Raw genomic sequence first — 19,630 nt, 5'->3', positions numbered from 1 at the left:
GCGCCACCCTCTTCTCCCCAACGGGGAGAAGGTGGCCGCGAAGCGGCCGGATGAGGGGGCTGGCGCGACTTCAGGCCAGGTCGATGGTCCGTCCCAGTGCGATGCTCTGCTCGGCGGCCAGCACGATGCGCAGGCTGTTGACCGCCGCATCCATCTGCTCGGTGAGGTCGAGATCCTCGCGGATGGCGCGCAGGAAGAAGGCCTGCTCGCGATCGCACAGTTCCTGGTGGCCGGGTTCGTCCTCCATGCTGACGATCTCGTCGGGTTTGGAGAAATTCTTGTCGCCGTCGACAGCGGCATAGTGGATCTTCAGCGCATCGGTCTTGGTGTGGCGGTCGATGTCGGCGGAATTCGAAACCTCTGCCAGCTCGGCAACACTGCTTGCCTGCTGGCCGGCGACGATCGACACCGCGCCCTTGGGGCCGACGACGTCCTTCACGAAATAGGCCGTCTCGCTCATCATCGGGCCCCAGCCCGCCTCGTACCAGCCGACCGAACCGTCATCGAAGGTGACGTGCAGATGGCCGTAATTCTGCTTGTCGGCTTCCGCCCAGAGCTTGGCGCCGATGCCGTGCACGCGCACCGGCTTGGCGCCGGTCAGCTGGCACATGACGTCGACATAGTGGACGCCGCAATCGACGATCGGGATCAGCGAATCGATCAGGTTCTTGTGCCAGTGCCAGGCGCTGCCGCTGCTCTGCTGGTTGAGGTTGAGCCGCATCACCAGCGGCTTGCCGAGCGTCTTGCCGACCTCGATGAACTTGATCCACGACGGATGCACGCGCAGAATATAACCGAGCACCAGCTTGCGGTTCTTGGCGCGCGCCGCCGCGACCACCTTCTCGGCATCCTCGTTGTTGGTGGCGAGCGGCTTTTCCATGAACACATGGCAGTTGGCGGCGATTGCCTTCAGCGCGTATTCAGCGTGGGTGTTCGGCCAGCTGTTGATCGAGACGGCGTCCGGTTTTGTTTCCTTCAGCGCCTGGTCGAAATCCTCGTAGAGTGGGTAGCCGGCTAACTCTTCCGGAATCTTCGTGTTGCTCTTGATCGACCGGCTCATGATGCCGACGATCTCGAAACCGTCGAGCCGGTGATAGGCGCTGGCATGCGACGCACCCATATTGCCGAGACCCACCACCAGCACTTTCACCTTGTCGGACACCGCTACCTCCCAAATTCTTGATTGAATAATATGCGGCGATCGGTTGCCGCTCGCATGTCTATCCGGGACAATCACCTCAGGTCAGCGCCGCCGCTCATTGCCTGGCCCTTTCCTCTCCCCCGTCGATCGGGGGAGAGGTGTCGAGCGAAGCTCGACGGAGTGGGGTCGACCCTCGCCGCGCGCTTGAGGTCTCTTGCTCGTCAGATTGTGCCTGTCTTGCGGCGACTGCGCGTTTGACGAACGCCTTCCCCCACTCCGTCTCGGCTTCGCCGAGCCACCTCTCCCCCCTCCGGAGGGAGAGGAAAGGAGCCAAGGCAGGGTGATGGAGGGCGGCGCCGACATGACCCGTTGCGCAGCCCTACTTCACCGCCGAATCGAACAGATGCGCCTTGATCTTCTCGACATCGAGCGCGGCAAAACCTTCCGACAGCTTGACGCCGTCGGCATCGGCCTTGACCTTGGCCTTGTCGAAATCATTGGCCGGGCCGATCAGATCGTTGGTGCAGACATCCTCGGCCTTCACCGGGGCGGTGATCTGGCCGATCTTGTGGATTTCGTCGAAGAAGCCCTGCCAGCTCGCCATGTCGTGCGAGCCCCAGCCGCCGCGCTTGTCCATGTCGCCGCGGAAAACGTTGATCTGCTGCAGGATCGAGGTGGTGCCGAGCTCCGGCCCGAGATTCTTGGCCAGCGTCGGGAACTGCTCGAACACCGCTTCGACCGCCGCGCGTGGATTCTGGTAGCCGAATTCGAGGCCCATCGCCCAGCCGCGCAGATACTTTTCCAAAAACGCCTTGCGGTCGGGATCCTCGAGATCGGCGGCACGCACGACGAAGGTGTTGGCCGGCAGCTTCGAATTCTGCACGCCGAGCCAGTATTCGAAGTCGAGCCCCTTGGCGATCCATTCGGCGCGCAGCCCTTCCCACGACAGGGCGGCGTCGCCCTGGCCGCCGGCCAGCGCCGTGCCCCAGGTCGGCCAGCCGGCCTCGACATATTTCACCTTCTTGATGTCGACGCCCTGCGCGGCCAGCAGCGGGTCGGTGATCGACTGCCAGGCGGCGGAGCCGAGCAGGATGGTCTTGCCTTCCAGCTTCTTCAGGTCGTTCGATCCCTCGCCCTTGCGGAAGGCGATGCTGAACGTGTCGCGCGCGCCCATGTGGAACACCGACTTCAGCTTCATGCCGTTCTGGATGGCGAAGGAGAACACGCCGGGCGACGGGAAGCCCATATCGGCCTGGCCGACATCGACGAACTTCACCGTCGCGGTGCCGTCCGATGGTCCCGGCTGCATGTCGGTGTCCAGCCCGTCGAAATAGCCGGCCTTCTTGGCCGCCCAGTAGGGATAATCGTCGAGCACTTCGAGCGTGCCGCGCGGCGAGATCCAGGTGAATTTCCGTAGGGTTCGGCCCTGGCCTTCAGGCCGGTGGCGCCAAGCGCCGTCGCCGTCACCAGCCCGGCGCCGGTGACCTGCAGGAAGTAGCGGCGGCTGATCCCCGCCGGGTTGATCGAGTTCTCTTTGGTCATGGCATTCCCCTTTTTTGTTGATGTCAGTCTCTTGCCGCCCGCCTCCCGGGCGCCGTCATATCCCTGTGTTCAAGCCTCCCAGCTCGCCCATTTCTTGCCGATCAGGAAGAACAGCACGTAGATCAGGATGCCGAGCGTCGACAGGATCAGCACCACCGCGAAGAACTGCGGCATCTGGATCATCGACGAATAGGTGGTCAGCCGGTTGCCGAGCCCGAAACCGCCGCCGACCATTTCCGCGCCGACCGCGGTCAGCAGGCCGAAGATGGCGCCGATCATCAGCCCGACCAGGATCATCGGCAGCGCCATCGGCGCGCGGATCTTCCAGAACATCTGCAGGGTGCTGGCGCCATAGGAACGCGCCAGCGCGATCTTGGCGCTGTCGACGCGGCGAAAGCCTGTCGCCGCATTGATCATCACCATCGGCCCGGCGGCCAGCGCCACCGCGATGATGCGCGGCGTGTAGCCGAAGCCGAAGCGCAGGATCAGAAGCGGCACCAGCGCCAGCATCGGCGTGGTGACCAGAAGCAGGATGTAAGGCGCGACGATCTTCTCTGCGAACGGGAATTGGGTGATGACGGCGGCCAGCACCAGGCCGATGATGGCGCCGATGGTGAAGCCGGACACCAGCTCGACCAGCGTGTAGCCGAGATGCGGCGCGATCAGCGGAAACTCGTCGAACAGCGCATAAGCGATCGAGCTCGGCGGCGGCATGATATAGAGCGGCACGTGGAACAGCCGCAGCGCCAGTTCGATGCCGCCGATGATGATCACCGCCACGGCAAGAATGGCCGCCACCTCCTTGCCCGACTTGATGCCGGGGCCGCTGGCGAAGGCGGAAAGATTGGTCAGGCTGACCTCGTGGCCGTCGCCCGCCTTGGCGCCCGACTTGGACTTCGAGAATTCCGGAATGGCATCGCCCCCGCTCACGGCCTGATCCTCACGATTTCGGCGCTCGGGCGCTCCGGCGCTTTTGGCCGCGTGCGTTCGCCGACAATGTCCATCTTGATCCGGTTGGTGAGGTCGAAGACCTCCTTCGTCGCCATGATCTCCAGCGAACGCGGCCGTGGGAACGGCACGCGGTATTCCTTGGCGACCCGTCCCGGCCGGGCGCTCAGCACCACCACCCGGTCCGAGAGAAAAATCGCTTCCTCAATCGAGTGGGTGATGAAGACGATGGTTGTCTTGGTGTCGAGCCAGATCTCCTCGACCAGCCGGTTCATCTCCTCGCGGGTGAAACTGTCGAGCGCGCCGAACGGCTCGTCCATCAAAAGCACCGAGGGCTTTAGCGCCAGCGCCCGCACGATCGCCGCGCGCTGCTGCATGCCGCCCGACAGCTCGCGCGGAAACTTGCCACCGAAGCCATCAAGCCCGACCCGGTTGAGCAGATGCGCGATCCACGCCCGGTCCGGCTTCTCGCCCTTGATCTCGAAGGGGAAGCGGATGTTGGCGTCGAGGTTGCGCCACGGCAGGAGGTTCGCCTCCTGGAAGACGATGCCGATATCGGGATGCGGACCGGTGATGGCCTTGCCGTCGAGCCGGATCTCGCCGCTGGTCAGGCTGTGCAGGCCCGACATCGACCACAAAAGCGTGGTCTTGCCGCAGCCGGAAGGGCCGACGATCGAGACGATTTCATTGACGCTGACATCGAGGCTGCAGCGGTCCAGCGCCAGCAGGTCGCCGGAGGCCGTGTGATAGATCTTGGTCGCTGCCTGCACGCCAAGCTTCGGCTTTTTTGCATCGCCCGTGTTCATCTGCCCCCCGGGAAGATTGCGCGATGATCCATTGGCTCATCCCCAGCGAAAATCAGTCTGTAACTATCCTACTTTCCTGTCAAGCACCGACGATAGCGGCCGTATCACGAAAATCGATTAGTATACCTATCGTCTTGTTTTACCGTCGGTTTTACGGCCTTGAAATGCATGTTGCTTTCCTACATACTTCGGAACTGACACGGACCGGAGAGGAACGGAGGAAGGTGAGCTTTCCCCAACGACACGCTGCGGTTGCGATCCGGTCGGGCACGTGGAGCCAGGGCGTGCAAACATGCTAAGACGACAGCCTCGCAACCCAGGGAAAGACCAGGACCCCATGACCGACGCTGGCAGCCAGGACGAGCCTGTTCCAGGCCCCGATACCGAGGGGCGCGATCCTGTCCGGCGCATCCCCGACATCATCTCGCTGGTCAAGGATTCCTACAGCGAATTGCGCCCGGCCGAACGGCGTGTCGCCGATGTCGTTCTCGACGACGTCAAATATGCCGTCGACGCCTCCAACGCCGCCCTTGCCCAGCGCGCCGGGGTCAGCGAACCGACGGTGACCCGGTTCTGCCGCGCCATCGGCTGCGAGGGCGTGCGCGATTTCAAGCTGAAGCTGGCGCAGAGCCTCGTCGTCGGCGCGCTCTACCTGGCCAAGTCGCCTTCCGTCAGCAATGACAATGGCATGCCGTTCTGGAATGCCGTGTTCGGCGAGGCGCGCCGGGCGCTGCAGGAGGCCGAGCGGCAGCTCGACCCGGCCCAGCTGCAGAAAGCCGCCGAGCTGATCGCCAAGGCGCGCCAGGTCACGGTCTTCGGCCTCGGCGGCAGCTCCTCGGCGCTGGCGCAGGAAACCCAATACCGGCTGTTCCGCTACGGCATCACGGTCAGCGCCCAGTGCGATCCCTATCTGATGCGCATGACCGCCTCGACGCTCAAGCCCGGCGATCTGGTGATCGCCATTTCGGCGACGGGACGCACCCGCGAGGTGATCGAGGCCGTCGAGCTCGCCAAGCATTACCGCGCCAATGCGATCGCCGTGACCGCGCCCGACACCGAGCTCGCCCGCACCTGCGACGTCAGGCTGACGGTGGCGGTGCCGGAATATCCCGACACGCTGAAGCCGACGGCATCGCGCTTCGCCTTTCTGGCGGCGATCGACCTGCTGGCGGTGGCCTCCGCCTACAAGCTCGACGGCTCGGCCCGCGAGACGGTGCGCCGCATCAAATACAACGCCCAGATCCACCGCACCGGCAAGGAGATGGAGCCGCTCGGAGACTAGCTCCCTTCTCCCCGTTCACGGGGAGAAGGTGCCGGCAGACGGATGAGGGGCAGCGCCGGGTTCGACAGTTGCCATTCCAACACAGATTAGACGCACGCAGGAAGAGGGAAAGAGATGCTCGAAATAGCACCCACGAAACAGGCAGCCGCATGGCTCGAATCCCTGGCGCAGGCACTCGCAGCCGGCGACGTGGCCGATGCGAGCAACCTGTTCGTCGACGATTGCTACTGGCGCGATCTCCTGACCTTCACCTGGAACATCACGACCATGGAAGGCCGCGCGGCGATCGCCGACATGCTGGCGACGACGCTGGCGACGGCCAAGCCGAGCGCGTGGCGGCTGACCGGCGAGGCGACCTCGGACGACGGCACCATCGAGGCCTGGTTCAGCTTCGAAACCGAGGTGGCCAGGGGGGAGGGCATCATGCGGCTGCGCGACGGCCGCTGCCGGACATTGTTCACGGCGATGGCCGACCTCAAGGGCTTCGAGGAGCGCAAGGGCGCGGCGCGGCCGCTCGGCGTGCGCCACAAGGCCGATCCCCAGCGCGAGACCTGGTCGGAGGCGCGGGCGCGCGAGACACGCGAACTCGGCACTGATGAACAGCCCTATTGCCTGGTCATCGGCGGCGGCCAGGGCGGCATCATGCTGGGGGCGCGACTGCGCCAGCTCGGCGTGCCGGCCATCGTCATCGAGAAGAATGCCAGGCCGGGTGACTCCTGGCGCAACCGCTACCGCACGCTCGTGCTGCACGATCCGGTCTGGTACGACCATCTGCCCTACATTCCCTTCCCCGAAAACTGGCCGGTGTTCACGCCCAAGGACAAGATGGGCGACTGGCTGGAAATGTATACGCGCGTCATGGAGCTCAACTACTGGGTCGCCACCAAATGCCTCAGCGCCAGCTATGACGAGGCCGAAAAAGTCTGGACCGTGGTCGTCGACCGCGTCGGCCGGCAGATCACGCTGAAGCCCAAGCACATCGTCTTCGCCACCGGCGCCTACGGCCCGCCACGGCGGATCGATCTGCCGGGTGCCGGCCGGTTCAAGGGCGAGTTGCTGCACTCCAGCCAGTATGCCAGCGGCGACAAATTCCGCGGCAGGAAAGTCGCCGTCATTGGCGCTGCAAGCTCCGGCCACGATGTCTGCGTCGACCTCTGGGAGAGCGGCGCCGAGGTCACCATGATCCAGCGTTCGCCGACGACAGTGGTCAAGTCGGACACGCTGATGGAAGTCGGCTTCGAGATCTTCTCGGAAGACGCACTGGCGCGCGGCATCACCACCGAGAAGGCCGACATGATCGTCGCCTCGACGCCGTTCGCGCTGGTGCCCAAGGGCCAGCGGGCGCTTTACGAGGTGATCAAGGCGCGCGACGCGGCCTTCTACGACCGCTTGCGCGCCGCCGGCTTCGCCATCGATTTCGGCGACGACGAGACCGGCCTTCTGATGAAGGCCTACCGCACCGGCTCCGGCTACTACATCGATGTCGGCGCCTCCGACCTGATCATCGACGGCAAGATCGGCATCCGCAGCGGCGTCGCCATCAAGTCGCTGACCCCGAGCGGCATCCTGTTCGAGGACGGCAGTGAACTCGCCGCCGACGCCATCATCGCCTGCACCGGCTATCAGTCGATGAACGAGAATGTCGCCGCGATCGTTTCGCGCGAAGTCGCCGACAAGGTCGGCCCGTGCTGGGGCCTTGGCTCCGGCGTCAAGGGCGACCCCGGCCCCTGGCAAGGCGAGCTGCGCAACATGTGGAAGCCGACCGCCCAGGAAGCGCTCTGGTTCCACGGCGGCAATCTGGCGCTGTCGCGCTTCTATTCGAAATATGTGGCGCTGCAGATCAAGGCGCGGATGGAAGGCATTGAGACGCCGGTTTACGGGGCGGTGAGCAACGCCGGGTAAAGTCGACCCCCACTCCGTCGAGCTTCGCTCGCCGGAGTGGGGGAAGCCATTCGCCAAGCGCACAGTCCCAAGACAGGCACAAGCTGCCGAGATCAGCTAGTCGTGCCGATGCCCAAAGTGCCTCGCCGCAACCTCGACATGGGTATGCGCGGCATGCGCCACAAACCGCTCAGTCTCGCTGACATCGTTGACCGCTTCGTTCGGCCACCAGGTGCCGCCCATAACGATGCCTTCGCACACCAGTCTCTGATCGGCGACCAATGACGCGCCGACCGCGTCGACGAAGGTGAAGCGGCCCGGGCGCTGACGGAGCACGGCGACGTCGCCGACCGTGCCGACGGCCAGTGTGCCCAGGTCAGGCCGCGCGATCGCCTGCGCCGGCGCTTGCGTGGCGGCGCGCAGGACCTCGACCAGCGGCATGCCGAGCGCCAGGAGCTTCGACATGCAGACGAGGATGTCGAAGGCGGGACCGTCGACGCAGTAGAGATGCACGTCGCTCGAGATCACGTCGGGCGCCAGCCCTTCTTCGAGCATGGCGCGGGCGACGGCGAAATCGAACGAGCCCATGCCGTGGCCGATGTCGAAGATGACGCCGCGCTCGCGCGCCAGCCGCATGTCGGGCCGCACCGCGCCGGAAGCGAACACCGGCGCATTCGGGAAAGGCCGGAAGCAATGGGTGAGAATGTCGCCCTTGCGCAGGCGCGGCAGCACTTCCGAGCGGCCGGGCGGCGGTTCGTCGATATGCGCCATCAGCGGCAGGCCGGCCTGGTCGGCGGCCTCCAGCGCCAGATCCACCGGCGCGATGCCGCTGGTGCCGCCGGCATGCTTGCCCGAGCGAACCTTTACGCCGACCACGACATCGCGGTGCTCGCGCACCGCAGCCACAACCTCGCGCGGCTCGCAGAGCCTGAGATCGCTGCACTCGCCCACCGACACCGTCTGCGAGAAGCCGAAAATGCCGGCAAAGGAAATGTTGACATAGGCCAGGATGCGAACCTTCGAGCGCTCCATGACATGGCGGCGGAAGCCGAGGAAATTGCCGGCGCCCGCACTGCCGGCATCGATGAAGGTGGTGGTGCCGCTCTTGGCGGCCAGCCGGTCGGCATCGACGCCAAGCGACGTGCCGCCCCAATAGACGTGGCTGTGCAGGTCGACCAGGCCCGGCGTGACGATGCAGCCGGCGGCATCGACGATCTGCGCGGCGCTGTCCGCCGGGATATCGGCGTCGACCGCGGCAACGCGGCCATTGGCGATGGCGACATCGCGCAGCGCGTCGAGGCCAGCGGCCGGATCGATCAGCCGTCCGCCCTTCAGCAGGAGGTCGAATTGCATGGGTAACCTCCGCTCGTTGCTTTGCTTACAGAGGCCGATAGGCGACCGCCTCGACCTCGATCTTGATATCGATCATCAGCCGCGATTCGACCGTGGTGCGGGCCGGCGGGTTCTTCGGAAAGTGCCTGGCATAGACGGCGTTGAAGGCGCCGAAATCGCGCGCGTCTTCCAGCCATACGGTGGTCTTCACCACATCGTCCATGGTGCAGCCGGCCAGCGCCAGCGCGGCCTTGATATTGGCGAGCACCTGCTCGGTCTGTTCCGATATGCCGCCCTTGACCACGATGCCGTCGCTGCCGACGGGAACCTGGCCCGAGACATAGACGAGATCGCCTGCCCGCACGGCGGGCGACAACGGCACATGCGACGTTCCAAAACACTGTTTCGGCAAGGGACAAGCCTCCTCTGATGACAGGACGGGGTGCCATTGCAGCGCCCGCTTCGATCGACATTTACGCCGATCCGGCCGATCCTCATAGGGGCCTTGTTGGAAAGCAACATTCTTGGAAATCTGCGTTGCTTTATTACAAGAGCCCTTGCATCGTACGCGCTGACGGGCGGCTTGGAAGCCGCACCGCATAGACGGATTTGCCAGAGCGGAGATACCAGCAATGACCTACGACAAGAACCCGTTTCCATCAGGCGATGCCGATCGCCACGCGCTCTGGGAAATGCTGGTGCGGCGCGACATCGACGCTTTCATCGGCCAGGACTGGGCTATGGTCGAGGATGATTTCGTCGCCGAGAGCTTCTTCGGCATGCATGCGCATTTCCTGCACAACGCCGACGCCTGGCGGCTGCAGTTTCCAAGGCTCGAAGTCTATCGCGACGAATGGCTGCGCCAGGCCAAAGAGACGGCGGCGACCAAATTCGCCGAGCCGCTGCGCGAGGCGCTGTTTCGCGTCACCAACATGCGAGACATCGACGTCGACGGCGACCGCGCCGTGCTGCACAAGAAGTTCGACGGCTCGGTCGCCAAGGCGGACGGCAGCATCGACCGGCTGAAATGGCAGACGCTGTATTTCTGCAGCAAGGTCGGCGGCAGCTGGAAGATATCAGGCTTCGTCGGCTACATGCCGCATCCGCTCGGCAGCTAGAGCCAGCTGATCAGTAGAGCGTGACGAAGGCCGGAAACAGCATGCCGGTCGCTCGGAAATGCTCGACCAGTTCGATGGCCGGGAAGATGGCGAGGAAATAGAGCCCGTCGAAAAACGTGCGCTTCAAAGCCCGCGTCGAGAACTGCAGTTCGTCATCGTCGCGGTAGAGCAGCGGGTTTGGCCAGAACCGGGGCGTGCTCTTGGTGTAGGCAAGATAGGCTGGGCCGAACTTGCCGAGCAGAAATTCGGCTTCCTTGCGCGCCGTGACGCGAAAGATGAAAAAGCTGGCAAGGCCCAGCGCCACGGCCGCCATCAGCGAGCCGTAGAGCAATCCAATGCCGACCGCGCCGACCGTCGAGAAGAAATAGAGCGGGTTCTGCGTGGTCGAGAACGGTCCCGTCGAGACCAGTTCCTCGTTCTTCTTGCCGCCGACATAGAGAATGCTCCACAGCCGCCCGACGACACAGACGAGCACCAGGCAAAAGCCGAAGAATTCGATCGTTTCGTGCCCGTCGGAGCCCTCGCTCAGCCCCGGCTTGGTGAGAAACAGCAGCAACACCGCCAGCGCCGCCGCAACCCGCACGAAGATCAGGCGCTTGCGCTGGTCGAAGGCCTGGGAAACCGGCTTGAGGGTAGCGTAGGCATTTGGTGTTTCCTGGGGCACTGACGGGTGCCCGTGAGCAATGGGCATGACATTGATGGCGGATGAAAGGCGCACGCCCTCTATCGGCGCAGCGCCGGGCGTTCGTAAAGGACCTTTGCGCGGCCCACGCCCATTCTTACGAATTTGTATGCCGCCGGACAGGCCGGCGTGAACTCGTTTGCTTACGCTGCGGGGATCGCCACCGCCGCAACCGTCGACCTCAGGACTTCAGCCATGCTCGCGCCCAACAGGCGACAACCCGCCCCACCGAACCACAACCGGGTTCCCGACGTCACTCTCGATTTCTGGGTGATCAAGTTGATGGCGGTCACCACCGGCGAGACCGCGGCGGACTATCTTGCCGACACGATCGGACTTGGGCTGACCGTCACCTCGCTGATCATGACCGGCATCCTGATCGCTGCCCTCGTCCTGCAGTTTGCGCAGAAGCGTTACGTGCCGTGGGCCTACTGGCTGGCGGTGGTGCTGATCAGCATCGTCGGCACCCTGGTGACGGACAATCTCGTCGACACTTTCGGCGTGCGCCTGCAGACCACGACCATCGCCTTCTCGGTTGCGCTCGCCGCGACATTCGCGGTCTGGTACGCCAGCGAACGGTCGCTGTCGATCCACACCATCTTCACCACCAGGCGCGAAATCTTCTACTGGCTGGCGATCCTCTTGACCTTCGCGCTCGGCACCGCCGGCGGCGATCTCGTCGCCGAAAGCTTCGACATGGGCTACCTCACCACAGGCCTGCTGTTCGGCGGCGCCATCGCGCTCATCGTGCTGGCCTACTGGCTGCTCAATCTCGACGGCATCCTGGCCTTCTGGCTCGCCTATATCCTGACGCGGCCGCTCGGCGCCTCCTTCGGTGACCTGCTGTCGCGGTCGGCCAGGCATGGCGGCCTGGGCTTCGGCACCATCTTCACCAGCCTGCTCTTCCTCGGCTGTATCATTGCGCTCGTCCTGCACATGACCCTGAAGGGGACAACCGACGAAGCCGATGAACTGTTGCTGGACCTGGACTAGGTGCAGGGCGGATGCGCTAGCATTGGCAATTGCCGAAAACCCCACCGCTTCGGCCAATCGTGAACGTTCTAGCGCCACCAGCCTGCGCCTTCGTGACATCCTAGGAACAAGCCCGTGCCGGTGATAGCCTCTCCATCTCGGCAACGGACCGGACCTTTCATGCGACTGCTTCTCGTCGAGGACGACCACAGGACGGCCGACTATATCGTCAGGGGACTGACCGAGGCCGGCCATGTCTGCGACCTCCTGCGCAACGGCCATGACGGGCTGTTCGCGGCGACCCAGGGCAAATACGACGTGATCGTCGCCGATCGGATGATCCCCGGTCTCGACGGCCTGTCGATGGTCAAGGCGGTGCGCGCCGCCGGCGTGCGGACGCCGGCGATCTTCCTCACCTCCGTCGGCGGCATCGACGACCGCGTCGAGGGGCTCGAGGCCGGCGGCGACGACTATCTGGTCAAGCCCTTCGCCTTTTCCGAACTCCTCGCCCGCATCAACGCGCTTGGCCGGCGGCCGGCGGCGCAGGAGCAGAAAACCGTCCTGCGGGTCGCCGACCTCGAAATGGACCTGATCATGCGCCGCGTCACGAGGCGGGGCCAGCCGATCGACCTGCAGCCGCGGGAGTTCAGCCTGCTGGAAGTGCTGATGCGCGGCGAAGGCCGCGTCATCACCCGCACCATGCTTCTGGAGCGGGTCTGGGATTTTCATTTCGATCCCAGGACCAGCGTCGTCGAGACCCATATCAGCCGGCTGCGGGCCAAGGTCGACAAGCCCTTCGAAACCCAGCTCATCCACACCGTCCGCAACACCGGCTACAGCCTGCACGCGCCATGACCGGAACCTGGTCCCGCCTGCTGCGCAGCACACCATTCCGGCTTGCCCTGACCTTCGCCTTCCTGTTCGTGCTGGCCTTCGTCCTGTCTGGCGCCATCGTCTACCAGATGATGAGCGCCGATCTTGCCGAGCGGCTCGACGACACCATCAAGGAAACCTACGCGGTCGTCGCCGCGACCTATGCCGAGAACGATCTCAAGGAGCTGGTTGAGACCGTCGGCAGCCACTCCCTGCGCAGCCTCAAGAAGGAGCAGCTGTTTTCGTTGACCGACGCAACGGGCAATCGCCTGGCCGGCAACTTCACCGCGGCAGGGCTTCCCGACGGCTTCTCGATGTTCGACACCGAAATGCCCGGCGTGCCGCCCGGCGCCGAGTACCGCGCCTATTCCGGCCCGGTCGGCGGCAACACGCTGACCGTCGCCTTCAGCCTTTCCGAGACGGAGGAGCTGGAGAGGATCGTGCTGATGAGCTTTGGCTGGGGAACCCTGATCATCACCGGGCTGGCGGTCGCCGGCGGCGCCCTGCTCGCCTCGCGCGTCCAGCGCCGTCTCGACGGCATCGCCGCCACCATGGTGGATGTCTCGCATGGACGGCTGGACACCCGCATTCCGCTGACCGGCAAGGGCGACGACATCGACATCGTCTCCAGCCAGGTCAATGCCGCGCTCGACCGCCTGTCGGCGCTGGTCGAAGGCATGAAACAGGTCAGCGCCAACATCGCCCACGATCTGAAGACGCCGCTCAACCGGTTGCAGATGATCCTCGACACCGCGTCGGAAAAGAACCTGTCGGGCCGGAAAATCGCCGCTGAACTGGCGGAGGCGCATGCCGAGAGCCTGCAGATCAACGAGACCTTCGATGCCCTGCTGCGCATCGCGCAGATCGAGGCCGGCGCCCGCCGGGCGCGGTTCACCGATGTCGATCTGGGCGAGGTGCTGCAAACCATCGCCGAGATCTATGCCGATGTTGCCGAGGACGACGGAAAGTCGCTGTCGTTGGCGCAACCACAGGAAACGACGGACCGGATCCATGGCGATCGCGAGCTGCTGACGCAGATGTTCGCCAATCTGGTCGAGAACGCGTTGCGCCATTGTCCATCGGGCACGACGATAAAGCTGTCGGTAGCGCGCCAGGGCGAACGCGTCGTTGCGGGCGTCGCCGACAACGGTCCCGGCATTCCGGCGGAAGAGCGCGAGAAAGTGTTCCAGCGGCTCTACCGGCTGGACCACAGCCGCTCGACATCAGGCAGCGGCCTCGGGCTCAGCCTTGTCCGGGCCATCGCCGATCTGCACGGCGCATCGATCACGCTCGAGGATTGCCGACCGGGACTTGCGGTGGTGGTGCGTTTTCCGCTGGCTACGGATTAGCCGGCGAAACGGCTGGTGCTGTTCAAGCCCAGCTTGGGTTGAGAGGTCCCCTCACCTATCTATCCGCGTCGACAGGATGATCGACGACAGCGTCCGCTCGACTCCATCCATGGCGCCGATCTGGTCGAGCAGCATGTCGAGGTCGCGGATCGATGGGGCGTCGACGATGACGATCATGTCGAAATTGCCGCTGACCGAATGCAGCGTCCGGACCGTCGCCAAACCGCGCAGGCCGCGCACCACCTTGTCGGCAAGCTTGGGCGTCACGGTGAGCAGCACATGCGCCCGCACCAGCCCCTGCTCATAATCCGGCGCCAGCCGCACGCCGTAGCCTGATATGATGCCGCGCTGCTCCAGCCGTTCGATCCGGCTCTGCACGGTTGTCCGCGAGACGCCAAGCCGCCGCGCCAGCTCGGCGGTCGAGGCGCGCGCATTCTCGCGCAGCAGCGAAAGCAGGGTCTGTTCGGCATCGCTGAGCATTTCGACGATTCTTCTCGGCGGACTGACCAATCAATGGGTTCGTTTCGTACAGAACCACGCTTCCTTTCGACGGGCAAGCTGCGAATCTGTGCTCACAACCAGTGAGGGATTTGTCATGAAGAAAATTGTCGTTGTCGGCGCCGGCAAGATCGGCTCGACCATTGCCGAGATGCTCGCCGCCACGGGAGATTATCAGGTCACGCTCGTCGACCGCTCGGCAGCACAGCTCGCTGCTGCCGAAGTCCCGGCCACGGTTGCGACGCTGGAGCTCGACATCGAAGCATCCGGCACGCTTGAAGCCGCACTCGCCGGCAAATTCGCGGTGCTCAGCGCCGCTCCCTTCCATCTCACCACCCGCATCGCCGAGGCGGCGGCCAGTGCCGGCGTGCACTATCTCGACCTGACCGAGGACGTCGTCTCGACCCGCCGCGTCAAGGAACTGGCGCGTTCGGGCAGAAGCGCCTTCATTCCGCAATGCGGCCTGGCGCCGGGCTTCATCTCGATCGTCGCCAACGATCTCGCCAGCCGTTTCGATTCGCTGGAGAGCGTGCGCATGCGCGTCGGCGCTTTGCCGCAATATCCCTCCAATGCGCTGAACTACAATCTGACCTGGAGCACCGACGGCGTCATCAACGAATATTGCGAGCCCTGCGAGGCGATCGTCGAGGGCGAGCTGGTCGAGGTACCGCCACTGGAGGAGCGCGAGGAGTTCTCGCTCGACGGCGTGACTTACGAGGCATTCAACACCTCCGGCGGGCTCGGCACGCTGGCCGAGACGCTGAAGGGCAAGGTGCGCACGCTCAACTACCGCACCATCCGCTACCCCGGCCACGCCGCGATCATGAAGGCGCTGCTCAACGACCTCGGCCTGCGCCATCGCCGCGACGTGCTGAAGGACATTTTTGAAAGCGCCCTGCCGGCGACATTGCAGGACGTCGTCATCGTCTTCGTCACCGTCTCCGGCCGCAAGAACGGCCGCCTGCTGCAGGAGACCTACGCCAACAAGGTCTATTCCCAGCGTATCGGCCAGGTGGTGCGCAGCGCCATCCAGATCACCACGGCGTCCGGCATCTGCGCCGTGCTCGACATGCTGGCCGACGGCAGCCTGCCGGCGACCGGCTTCATCAAGCAGGAAGACATCGCGCTGGACGCGTTTCTAGCCAACCGTTTTGGCCGCGCCTATGCCCAGCACGAAATGGTGTGCCGGCTGGCGGGGTGAAGCGCATAATCTCCCCGCTTGAGGGGGAGATTAGCATCGAGCTATTTCCGCAAGACCATCGGCCGCCCAAGCAGAAACCGGACAAAATTGCCGGCGTTGCGCGAGGCCTTGGCCGAAGTCTGCGGCATCTGCTTTTGCGTAGTGTCTTTTCGAGCCGGCGCGCGCGCATTTGTCTCGGCACCGGGCCGGCCCACGGTGAAAGCCGGCTCCGCGACCGGCTTGCCGCGCAAGACATTGGCTGCATTGTTGTCATGAATGACGATGCACCATTGAGCCTCCTTCAAGGCCGCCCCGACGGTGTTGAAACGCATCGCCATCCTCGTGTGCTCGTCGCAATAGACCCCGTTCATGGACGGTGATCGCTTCTCGACCAGAGTGCCGAAGGCCGACGTTGGATATTCGTGCTGCGTGTAGTGGTTGGTTGCCGCATCGAAATTCTGGCCGTGCGGAAAGGCGATATAGAGCGGTTGCTGGTTCACCTCGCCCTTGGCGATTTCCCGGCGCGCGTAGAAATCGACACGCTCCATGAAGGTCGGCGCCAGCGCGTCATCGCTGTCGAGCCGAGTCAGCGAAACAAATTCGGCATCCGTGTCGCTTTGGACAAACGCATTGAAGGCGACATTGTAGTTCTCGCCGGCCTTGATGAGAACCGGCCTGACATCAATCCCGGCCGCGCAGGCGCAGACGATCCGGATGTAGTTCTCATGTGTTTCGGAATCGAACGCAATCAGGACCGTAAAGTCCTTCTGCGACTGGCCCTCGAGCGAGGGCGCGCAATAGGTGTCGAACAGCGCCAGCCGCTCGACCAGCCACACCGGGTCGAGATTGGCTCTGCCGTGTCCATTCCATTGGCTCGGCATGAAGCCGGTGGCGGTGTTGTAGCGAATCGCCACGTATTTCTTCAGGTCGGTGCTCATGGGAGGAGACTAGAGCATGATCCCGAAGGGTGGAATCCGGTTCTCGGAAAACATGGTACGCGGCACTTTCCCGCCAATCGCTTTGGTCGCGCCTAGATGAGCGGCTGGCGAGTTGATCGATGGGCTGGCGAGGGAAGGAAGAGAGCTGGCTCGAACAGGTTCGCCCCTTTCCTCAAATATGCAGCGCGTGTCCCAGCGCTTTCAGCGCTGCTTCCTGGAACCCTTCGCCCTGCGTCGGATGGGCATGGATGGTGCCGGCGATGTCCTCCAGCCGCGCGCCCATCTCCAGCGCCAGCCCGAACGCCGCCGCCAGTTCCGACACGCCCTGCCCGACTGCCTGGATGCCGAGCACCAGATGGTTGTCGGCGCGGGCCACGACGCGGACAAAGCCGTCCTCGCCCAGCTTCGTCATCGCCCGGCCGTTGGCCGCGAAAGGGAAACTGCCGATCTTGATCTCGCCGCCGAGCGCCTTGGCTTCTTCCGGCGAAAGACCAGCGGTCACCAGTTCGGGATCGGTGAAGCAAACGGCGGGTATCGAACGCTTGTCCCAGCTGCGTTTGTGGCCGGCAACGATCTCGGCGACCATCTCGCCCTGCGCCATCGCCCGGTGCGCCAGCATCGGCTCGCCGGTGACGTCGCCAATGGCGAAGATGCCGCGCATCGAGGTGCGGCACTGGTCGTCGATGCGGATGAATTTGCCGGCCATGTCGAGGTCGATCTGCTCGAGCCCCCAGCCTTCGGTCACCGGCTTGCGGCCGACCGTGACCAGTATCTTGTCGGCTGGGACCTTGACGCTCTTGCCGTCCGCCGTCTCGACCAGCAACGCGTCACCCTTGGTTGAAAGCCCCTTGGCCTTGGCGCCCAGCATCACCTCGACGCCGAGCGCGGTGAGCCGCTTGACCACCGGCCGGGTCAGCTCCGCATCATACTGCGCCAGCACGCGCGGCAAGGCCTCGATCACGGTCACCTCAGCGCCCATCTTGGCAAATGCCATGCCGAGTTCCAGCCCAATATAGCCGCCACCGACGACCGCGAGATTTTTCGGCACGTCGCTGAGTGCCAGTGCCTCGGTTGACGAAATCACCCGACCGCCAAACGGCAGGAACGGCAGCTCCACCTGCGCCGAACCGGAGGCGATGACGATCGTTTCGGCCCGGATCACCTGCACGCCCGTCTCGGTCTCGACCGCGACCGTCTTGCCGTCGCGAAAGCTCGCCCAGCCATGCACGGTTTTCACGCCTGCCTTCTTGAGCAGGCCGGCGACGCCACTGTTGAGCCGGCTGACGATGCCATCCTTCCAGGCGACGGTCCGGGCAAGATCGAGCGTCGGCGCGGTGACCGAAATGCCGAGCGGGCTCTTGCCGCCCGCCATGTGCGACACCTTCTCGAACTCCTCCGCCGCATGGATCAGCGCCTTGGACGGGATGCAGCCGACATTGAGGCAGGTGCCGCCCGGCTTGCCGGCCTCGACGATCACCGTATCGACGCCGAGCTGTCCGGCCCGAATAGCGCAGACATAGCCGCCCGGCCCGGCGCCGATGACGAGCAGCTTGCAGGAGATTTCTTTCATGATGGCACGCTCTTTCTGGTGGCGAAGGCCCCCTCATCCGGCCGCTTCGCGGCCACCTTCTCCCCGGTGGGGAGAAGAGGCGAGCACAGACGCCGGCGACCTCCTCTCCCCTCGGGGAGAGGTCGGATTGCCCCGAATTGCCCTTCGCAATTCGGTTTTGGCAATCCGGGTGAGGGGACCCTTGCGACCGTTCTCATCCCCTCAATCCACGAAAATCAGCGCCGGCGTTTCCAGCAGCGTCTTGATCCGCTGGATGAACACCGCCGCATCCCACCCATCGATCACCCGATGGTCGAAGCTCGACGACAGGTTCATCATCTTGCGCGGCATGAACTGGGTGCCGTCCCACACCGGCCGCACCATCATCTTGTTGACGCCGACGATCGCCACTTCCGGATGGTTGATGACCGGCGTCGTCGCCACGCCGCCCATGGCGCCGAGCGAGGTGATGGTGATGGTCGAGCCGGACAGCTCGTCGCGTGTTGCCGTGCCGGACTTGGCCGCCTCGGCCAGCCTGATGACCTCGGCGCCGCAATCCCAGATGTCGCGCGCCTCGGCGTGCTTGACCACCGGAACCACCAGCCCCGACGGCGTCTGTGCGGCGATGCCGATATGGATGCCGCCATGCTGATGGACGATGCCGGCCTCGTCGTCGAACAGGGAATTGAGATTGGGCTGGTCCGCGATCGCCTTGACCATCGCCCGCATCAGGAACGGCAGCAGCGTCAGTTTCGGTCGCTCCACGCCAGGACGCTTCTCCTTGTTGAGCGCCGCGCGCAATTCCTCCAGTGCGGTGACGTCGATCTCCTCGACATAGGTGATGTGCGGAATGCGCGATTTGGACAGCGACATCTTCTCGGCGATCTTGCGCCGCAAGCCGACCACCTTGATATCCTGCACAGCATCGTTGCGGGCGAGGCCGGATGCCTTTGCGACCCGCGGCCCGCGCGCCAGGAACGCTTCGATGTCCTCATGGCCGATGCGACCGGCCGGACCGGATCCGGCAACCTGCCTGAGATCGATGCCGGCTTCTTTTGCCCGCAGACGAACGGCCGGCGACGCCAGCGGTCTTTCGCCTTGAAGCCGCGGCGCGCCGGAGACGGAAGGCTGCGCCGTGCTTTTCTGTGAGGCTGCCGGTTTCGCCTTGGGCTCGTCGCTCTTTGGCGATGTCTTCACGACCGGCGCAGCAGCCTCGGGCTTCGGCGTCGGAAGTTTTGCCGGAGGCTCAGCGGACACCGCTTCCACTTCGGCGCCTTGCGGCTTGGCGTTGCCCTCGCCCGCCACCTTCAGCCGCACGATGGGCGAGCCGATGGCCACCGTGTCGCCGATCTCGGCGCCCAGCCACAGGATCTCGCCATCGACCGGCGAGGGGATTTCAACCGTCGCCTTGTCGGTCATGACGGCGGCAAGCACAGTGTCCTCGCGGACGATATCGCCGACCTTGACGTGCCATTCGACCAGCTCGGCCTCGGCGACGCCTTCGCCGACATCGGGCAGCTTGATGATGTGTTCGCCCAT

Annotated in this window: 18 protein-coding genes; 7 read left to right on the top strand and 11 right to left on the bottom strand. The window is 64.4% G+C overall.

The window, feature by feature from the left end:
* Positions 1–70: 70 nt before the first annotated feature.
* The 4 genes from A9K65_RS04650 to A9K65_RS04635 form a co-directional block, all read right to left on the bottom strand.
* On the bottom strand, positions 71–1,162 hold the full coding sequence (locus A9K65_RS04650; protein WP_063173405.1) for a Gfo/Idh/MocA family oxidoreductase: 1,092 nt from the start codon (positions 1,160–1,162) through the stop codon (positions 71–73).
* 358 nt (positions 1,163–1,520) lie between these two features.
* Positions 1,521–2,516: an ABC transporter substrate-binding protein gene (locus A9K65_RS04645; RefSeq protein WP_245321980.1), complete on the bottom strand. Its 996-nt coding sequence runs from the start codon at positions 2,514–2,516 to the stop codon at positions 1,521–1,523.
* A 236-nt stretch (positions 2,517–2,752) separates the two neighbouring features.
* Positions 2,753–3,613, bottom strand: a complete 861-nt coding sequence (locus A9K65_RS04640) for an ABC transporter permease (RefSeq protein WP_064992657.1) — start codon at positions 3,611–3,613, stop codon at positions 2,753–2,755.
* Complete coding sequence (locus A9K65_RS04635) at positions 3,610–4,437, bottom strand: ABC transporter ATP-binding protein (RefSeq protein ID WP_024504068.1); 828 nt, start codon at positions 4,435–4,437, stop codon at positions 3,610–3,612. Before A9K65_RS04635 ends, A9K65_RS04640 begins: the two co-directional genes overlap by 4 nt.
* A gap of 337 nt (positions 4,438–4,774) precedes the next feature.
* On the opposite strand from A9K65_RS04635, the gene A9K65_RS04630 reads away from it, so the two are divergent.
* Both A9K65_RS04630 and A9K65_RS04625 read left to right on the top strand, forming a co-directional pair.
* Positions 4,775–5,719 (top strand): MurR/RpiR family transcriptional regulator, encoded by a 945-nt coding sequence (locus A9K65_RS04630; RefSeq protein WP_024504069.1) that lies wholly within the window; start codon positions 4,775–4,777, stop codon positions 5,717–5,719.
* A gap of 114 nt (positions 5,720–5,833) precedes the next feature.
* Positions 5,834–7,621 (top strand): NAD(P)/FAD-dependent oxidoreductase, encoded by a 1,788-nt coding sequence (locus tag A9K65_RS04625; RefSeq protein ID WP_064992658.1) that lies wholly within the window; start codon positions 5,834–5,836, stop codon positions 7,619–7,621.
* A 96-nt stretch (positions 7,622–7,717) separates the two neighbouring features.
* Here A9K65_RS04625 and A9K65_RS04620 read toward each other — a convergent pair whose 3' ends face one another.
* Positions 7,718–8,953, bottom strand: a complete 1,236-nt coding sequence (locus tag A9K65_RS04620; RefSeq protein ID WP_013528753.1) for an amidohydrolase/deacetylase family metallohydrolase — start codon at positions 8,951–8,953, stop codon at positions 7,718–7,720.
* Between the two features lie 25 nt (positions 8,954–8,978).
* On the bottom strand, positions 8,979–9,344 hold the full coding sequence (locus A9K65_RS04615; protein WP_013528752.1) for a RidA family protein: 366 nt from the start codon (positions 9,342–9,344) through the stop codon (positions 8,979–8,981).
* Positions 9,345–9,564: 220 nt separating this feature from the next.
* Here A9K65_RS04615 and A9K65_RS04610 point away from each other — a divergent pair, with 220 nt between their 5' ends.
* Positions 9,565–10,050, top strand: a complete 486-nt coding sequence (locus A9K65_RS04610; protein WP_064992659.1) for a hypothetical protein — start codon at positions 9,565–9,567, stop codon at positions 10,048–10,050.
* 10 nt (positions 10,051–10,060) lie between these two features.
* Here A9K65_RS04610 and A9K65_RS04605 read toward each other — a convergent pair whose 3' ends face one another.
* The gene (locus tag A9K65_RS04605) at positions 10,061–10,741 is read right to left on the bottom strand and encodes an isoprenylcysteine carboxylmethyltransferase family protein (RefSeq protein ID WP_064992660.1); all 681 of its coding nucleotides are present in this window, start codon (positions 10,739–10,741) and stop codon (positions 10,061–10,063) included.
* Between the two features lie 186 nt (positions 10,742–10,927).
* Between A9K65_RS04605 and A9K65_RS04600 the strand changes: the two genes are divergently transcribed.
* The 3 genes from A9K65_RS04600 to A9K65_RS04590 all read left to right on the top strand — a co-directional run bounded on the left by A9K65_RS04600 (position 10,928) and on the right by A9K65_RS04590 (position 13,926).
* A complete protein-coding gene (locus tag A9K65_RS04600) occupies positions 10,928–11,725 on the top strand; it encodes a membrane protein (RefSeq protein WP_027162850.1) in 798 nt (265 codons plus the stop codon).
* A 159-nt stretch (positions 11,726–11,884) separates the two neighbouring features.
* Positions 11,885–12,559, top strand: coding sequence for a winged helix-turn-helix domain-containing protein (locus tag A9K65_RS04595; RefSeq protein ID WP_027162849.1), 675 nt, complete (start codon positions 11,885–11,887; stop codon positions 12,557–12,559).
* Positions 12,556–13,926 (top strand): HAMP domain-containing sensor histidine kinase, encoded by a 1,371-nt coding sequence (locus A9K65_RS04590; RefSeq protein ID WP_027162848.1) that lies wholly within the window; start codon positions 12,556–12,558, stop codon positions 13,924–13,926. Before A9K65_RS04595 ends, A9K65_RS04590 begins: the two co-directional genes overlap by 4 nt.
* 51 nt (positions 13,927–13,977) lie before the next feature.
* Here the strand turns inward: A9K65_RS04590 and A9K65_RS04585 are convergent, their stop codons facing one another.
* The gene (locus tag A9K65_RS04585; protein WP_013528746.1) at positions 13,978–14,406 is read right to left on the bottom strand and encodes an Lrp/AsnC family transcriptional regulator; all 429 of its coding nucleotides are present in this window, start codon (positions 14,404–14,406) and stop codon (positions 13,978–13,980) included.
* A gap of 115 nt (positions 14,407–14,521) precedes the next feature.
* Between A9K65_RS04585 and A9K65_RS04580 the strand changes: the two genes are divergently transcribed.
* Positions 14,522–15,625 (top strand): saccharopine dehydrogenase family protein, encoded by a 1,104-nt coding sequence (locus A9K65_RS04580; protein ID WP_064992661.1) that lies wholly within the window; start codon positions 14,522–14,524, stop codon positions 15,623–15,625.
* A gap of 41 nt (positions 15,626–15,666) precedes the next feature.
* Here A9K65_RS04580 and A9K65_RS04575 read toward each other — a convergent pair whose 3' ends face one another.
* From A9K65_RS04575 to A9K65_RS04565, 3 genes are all read right to left on the bottom strand, one after another.
* Positions 15,667–16,542: a glycosyltransferase gene (locus A9K65_RS04575; protein ID WP_064992662.1), complete on the bottom strand. Its 876-nt coding sequence runs from the start codon at positions 16,540–16,542 to the stop codon at positions 15,667–15,669.
* Between the two features lie 172 nt (positions 16,543–16,714).
* Positions 16,715–18,112: a dihydrolipoyl dehydrogenase gene (gene lpdA, locus A9K65_RS04570; RefSeq protein WP_064992663.1), complete on the bottom strand. Its 1,398-nt coding sequence runs from the start codon at positions 18,110–18,112 to the stop codon at positions 16,715–16,717.
* Between the two features lie 201 nt (positions 18,113–18,313).
* On the bottom strand, positions 18,314–19,630 hold the full coding sequence (locus A9K65_RS04565) for a dihydrolipoamide acetyltransferase family protein (RefSeq protein ID WP_064992664.1): 1,317 nt from the start codon (positions 19,628–19,630) through the stop codon (positions 18,314–18,316).

This window comes from Mesorhizobium sp. WSM1497 (assembly GCF_001672455.2).
GTDB classification, from domain to species: domain Bacteria; phylum Pseudomonadota; class Alphaproteobacteria; order Rhizobiales; family Rhizobiaceae; genus Mesorhizobium; species Mesorhizobium ciceri.
The sequence above is the reverse complement of the archived record's forward strand: the minus strand, read 5'-3'. Positions and strand labels throughout refer to the sequence as shown.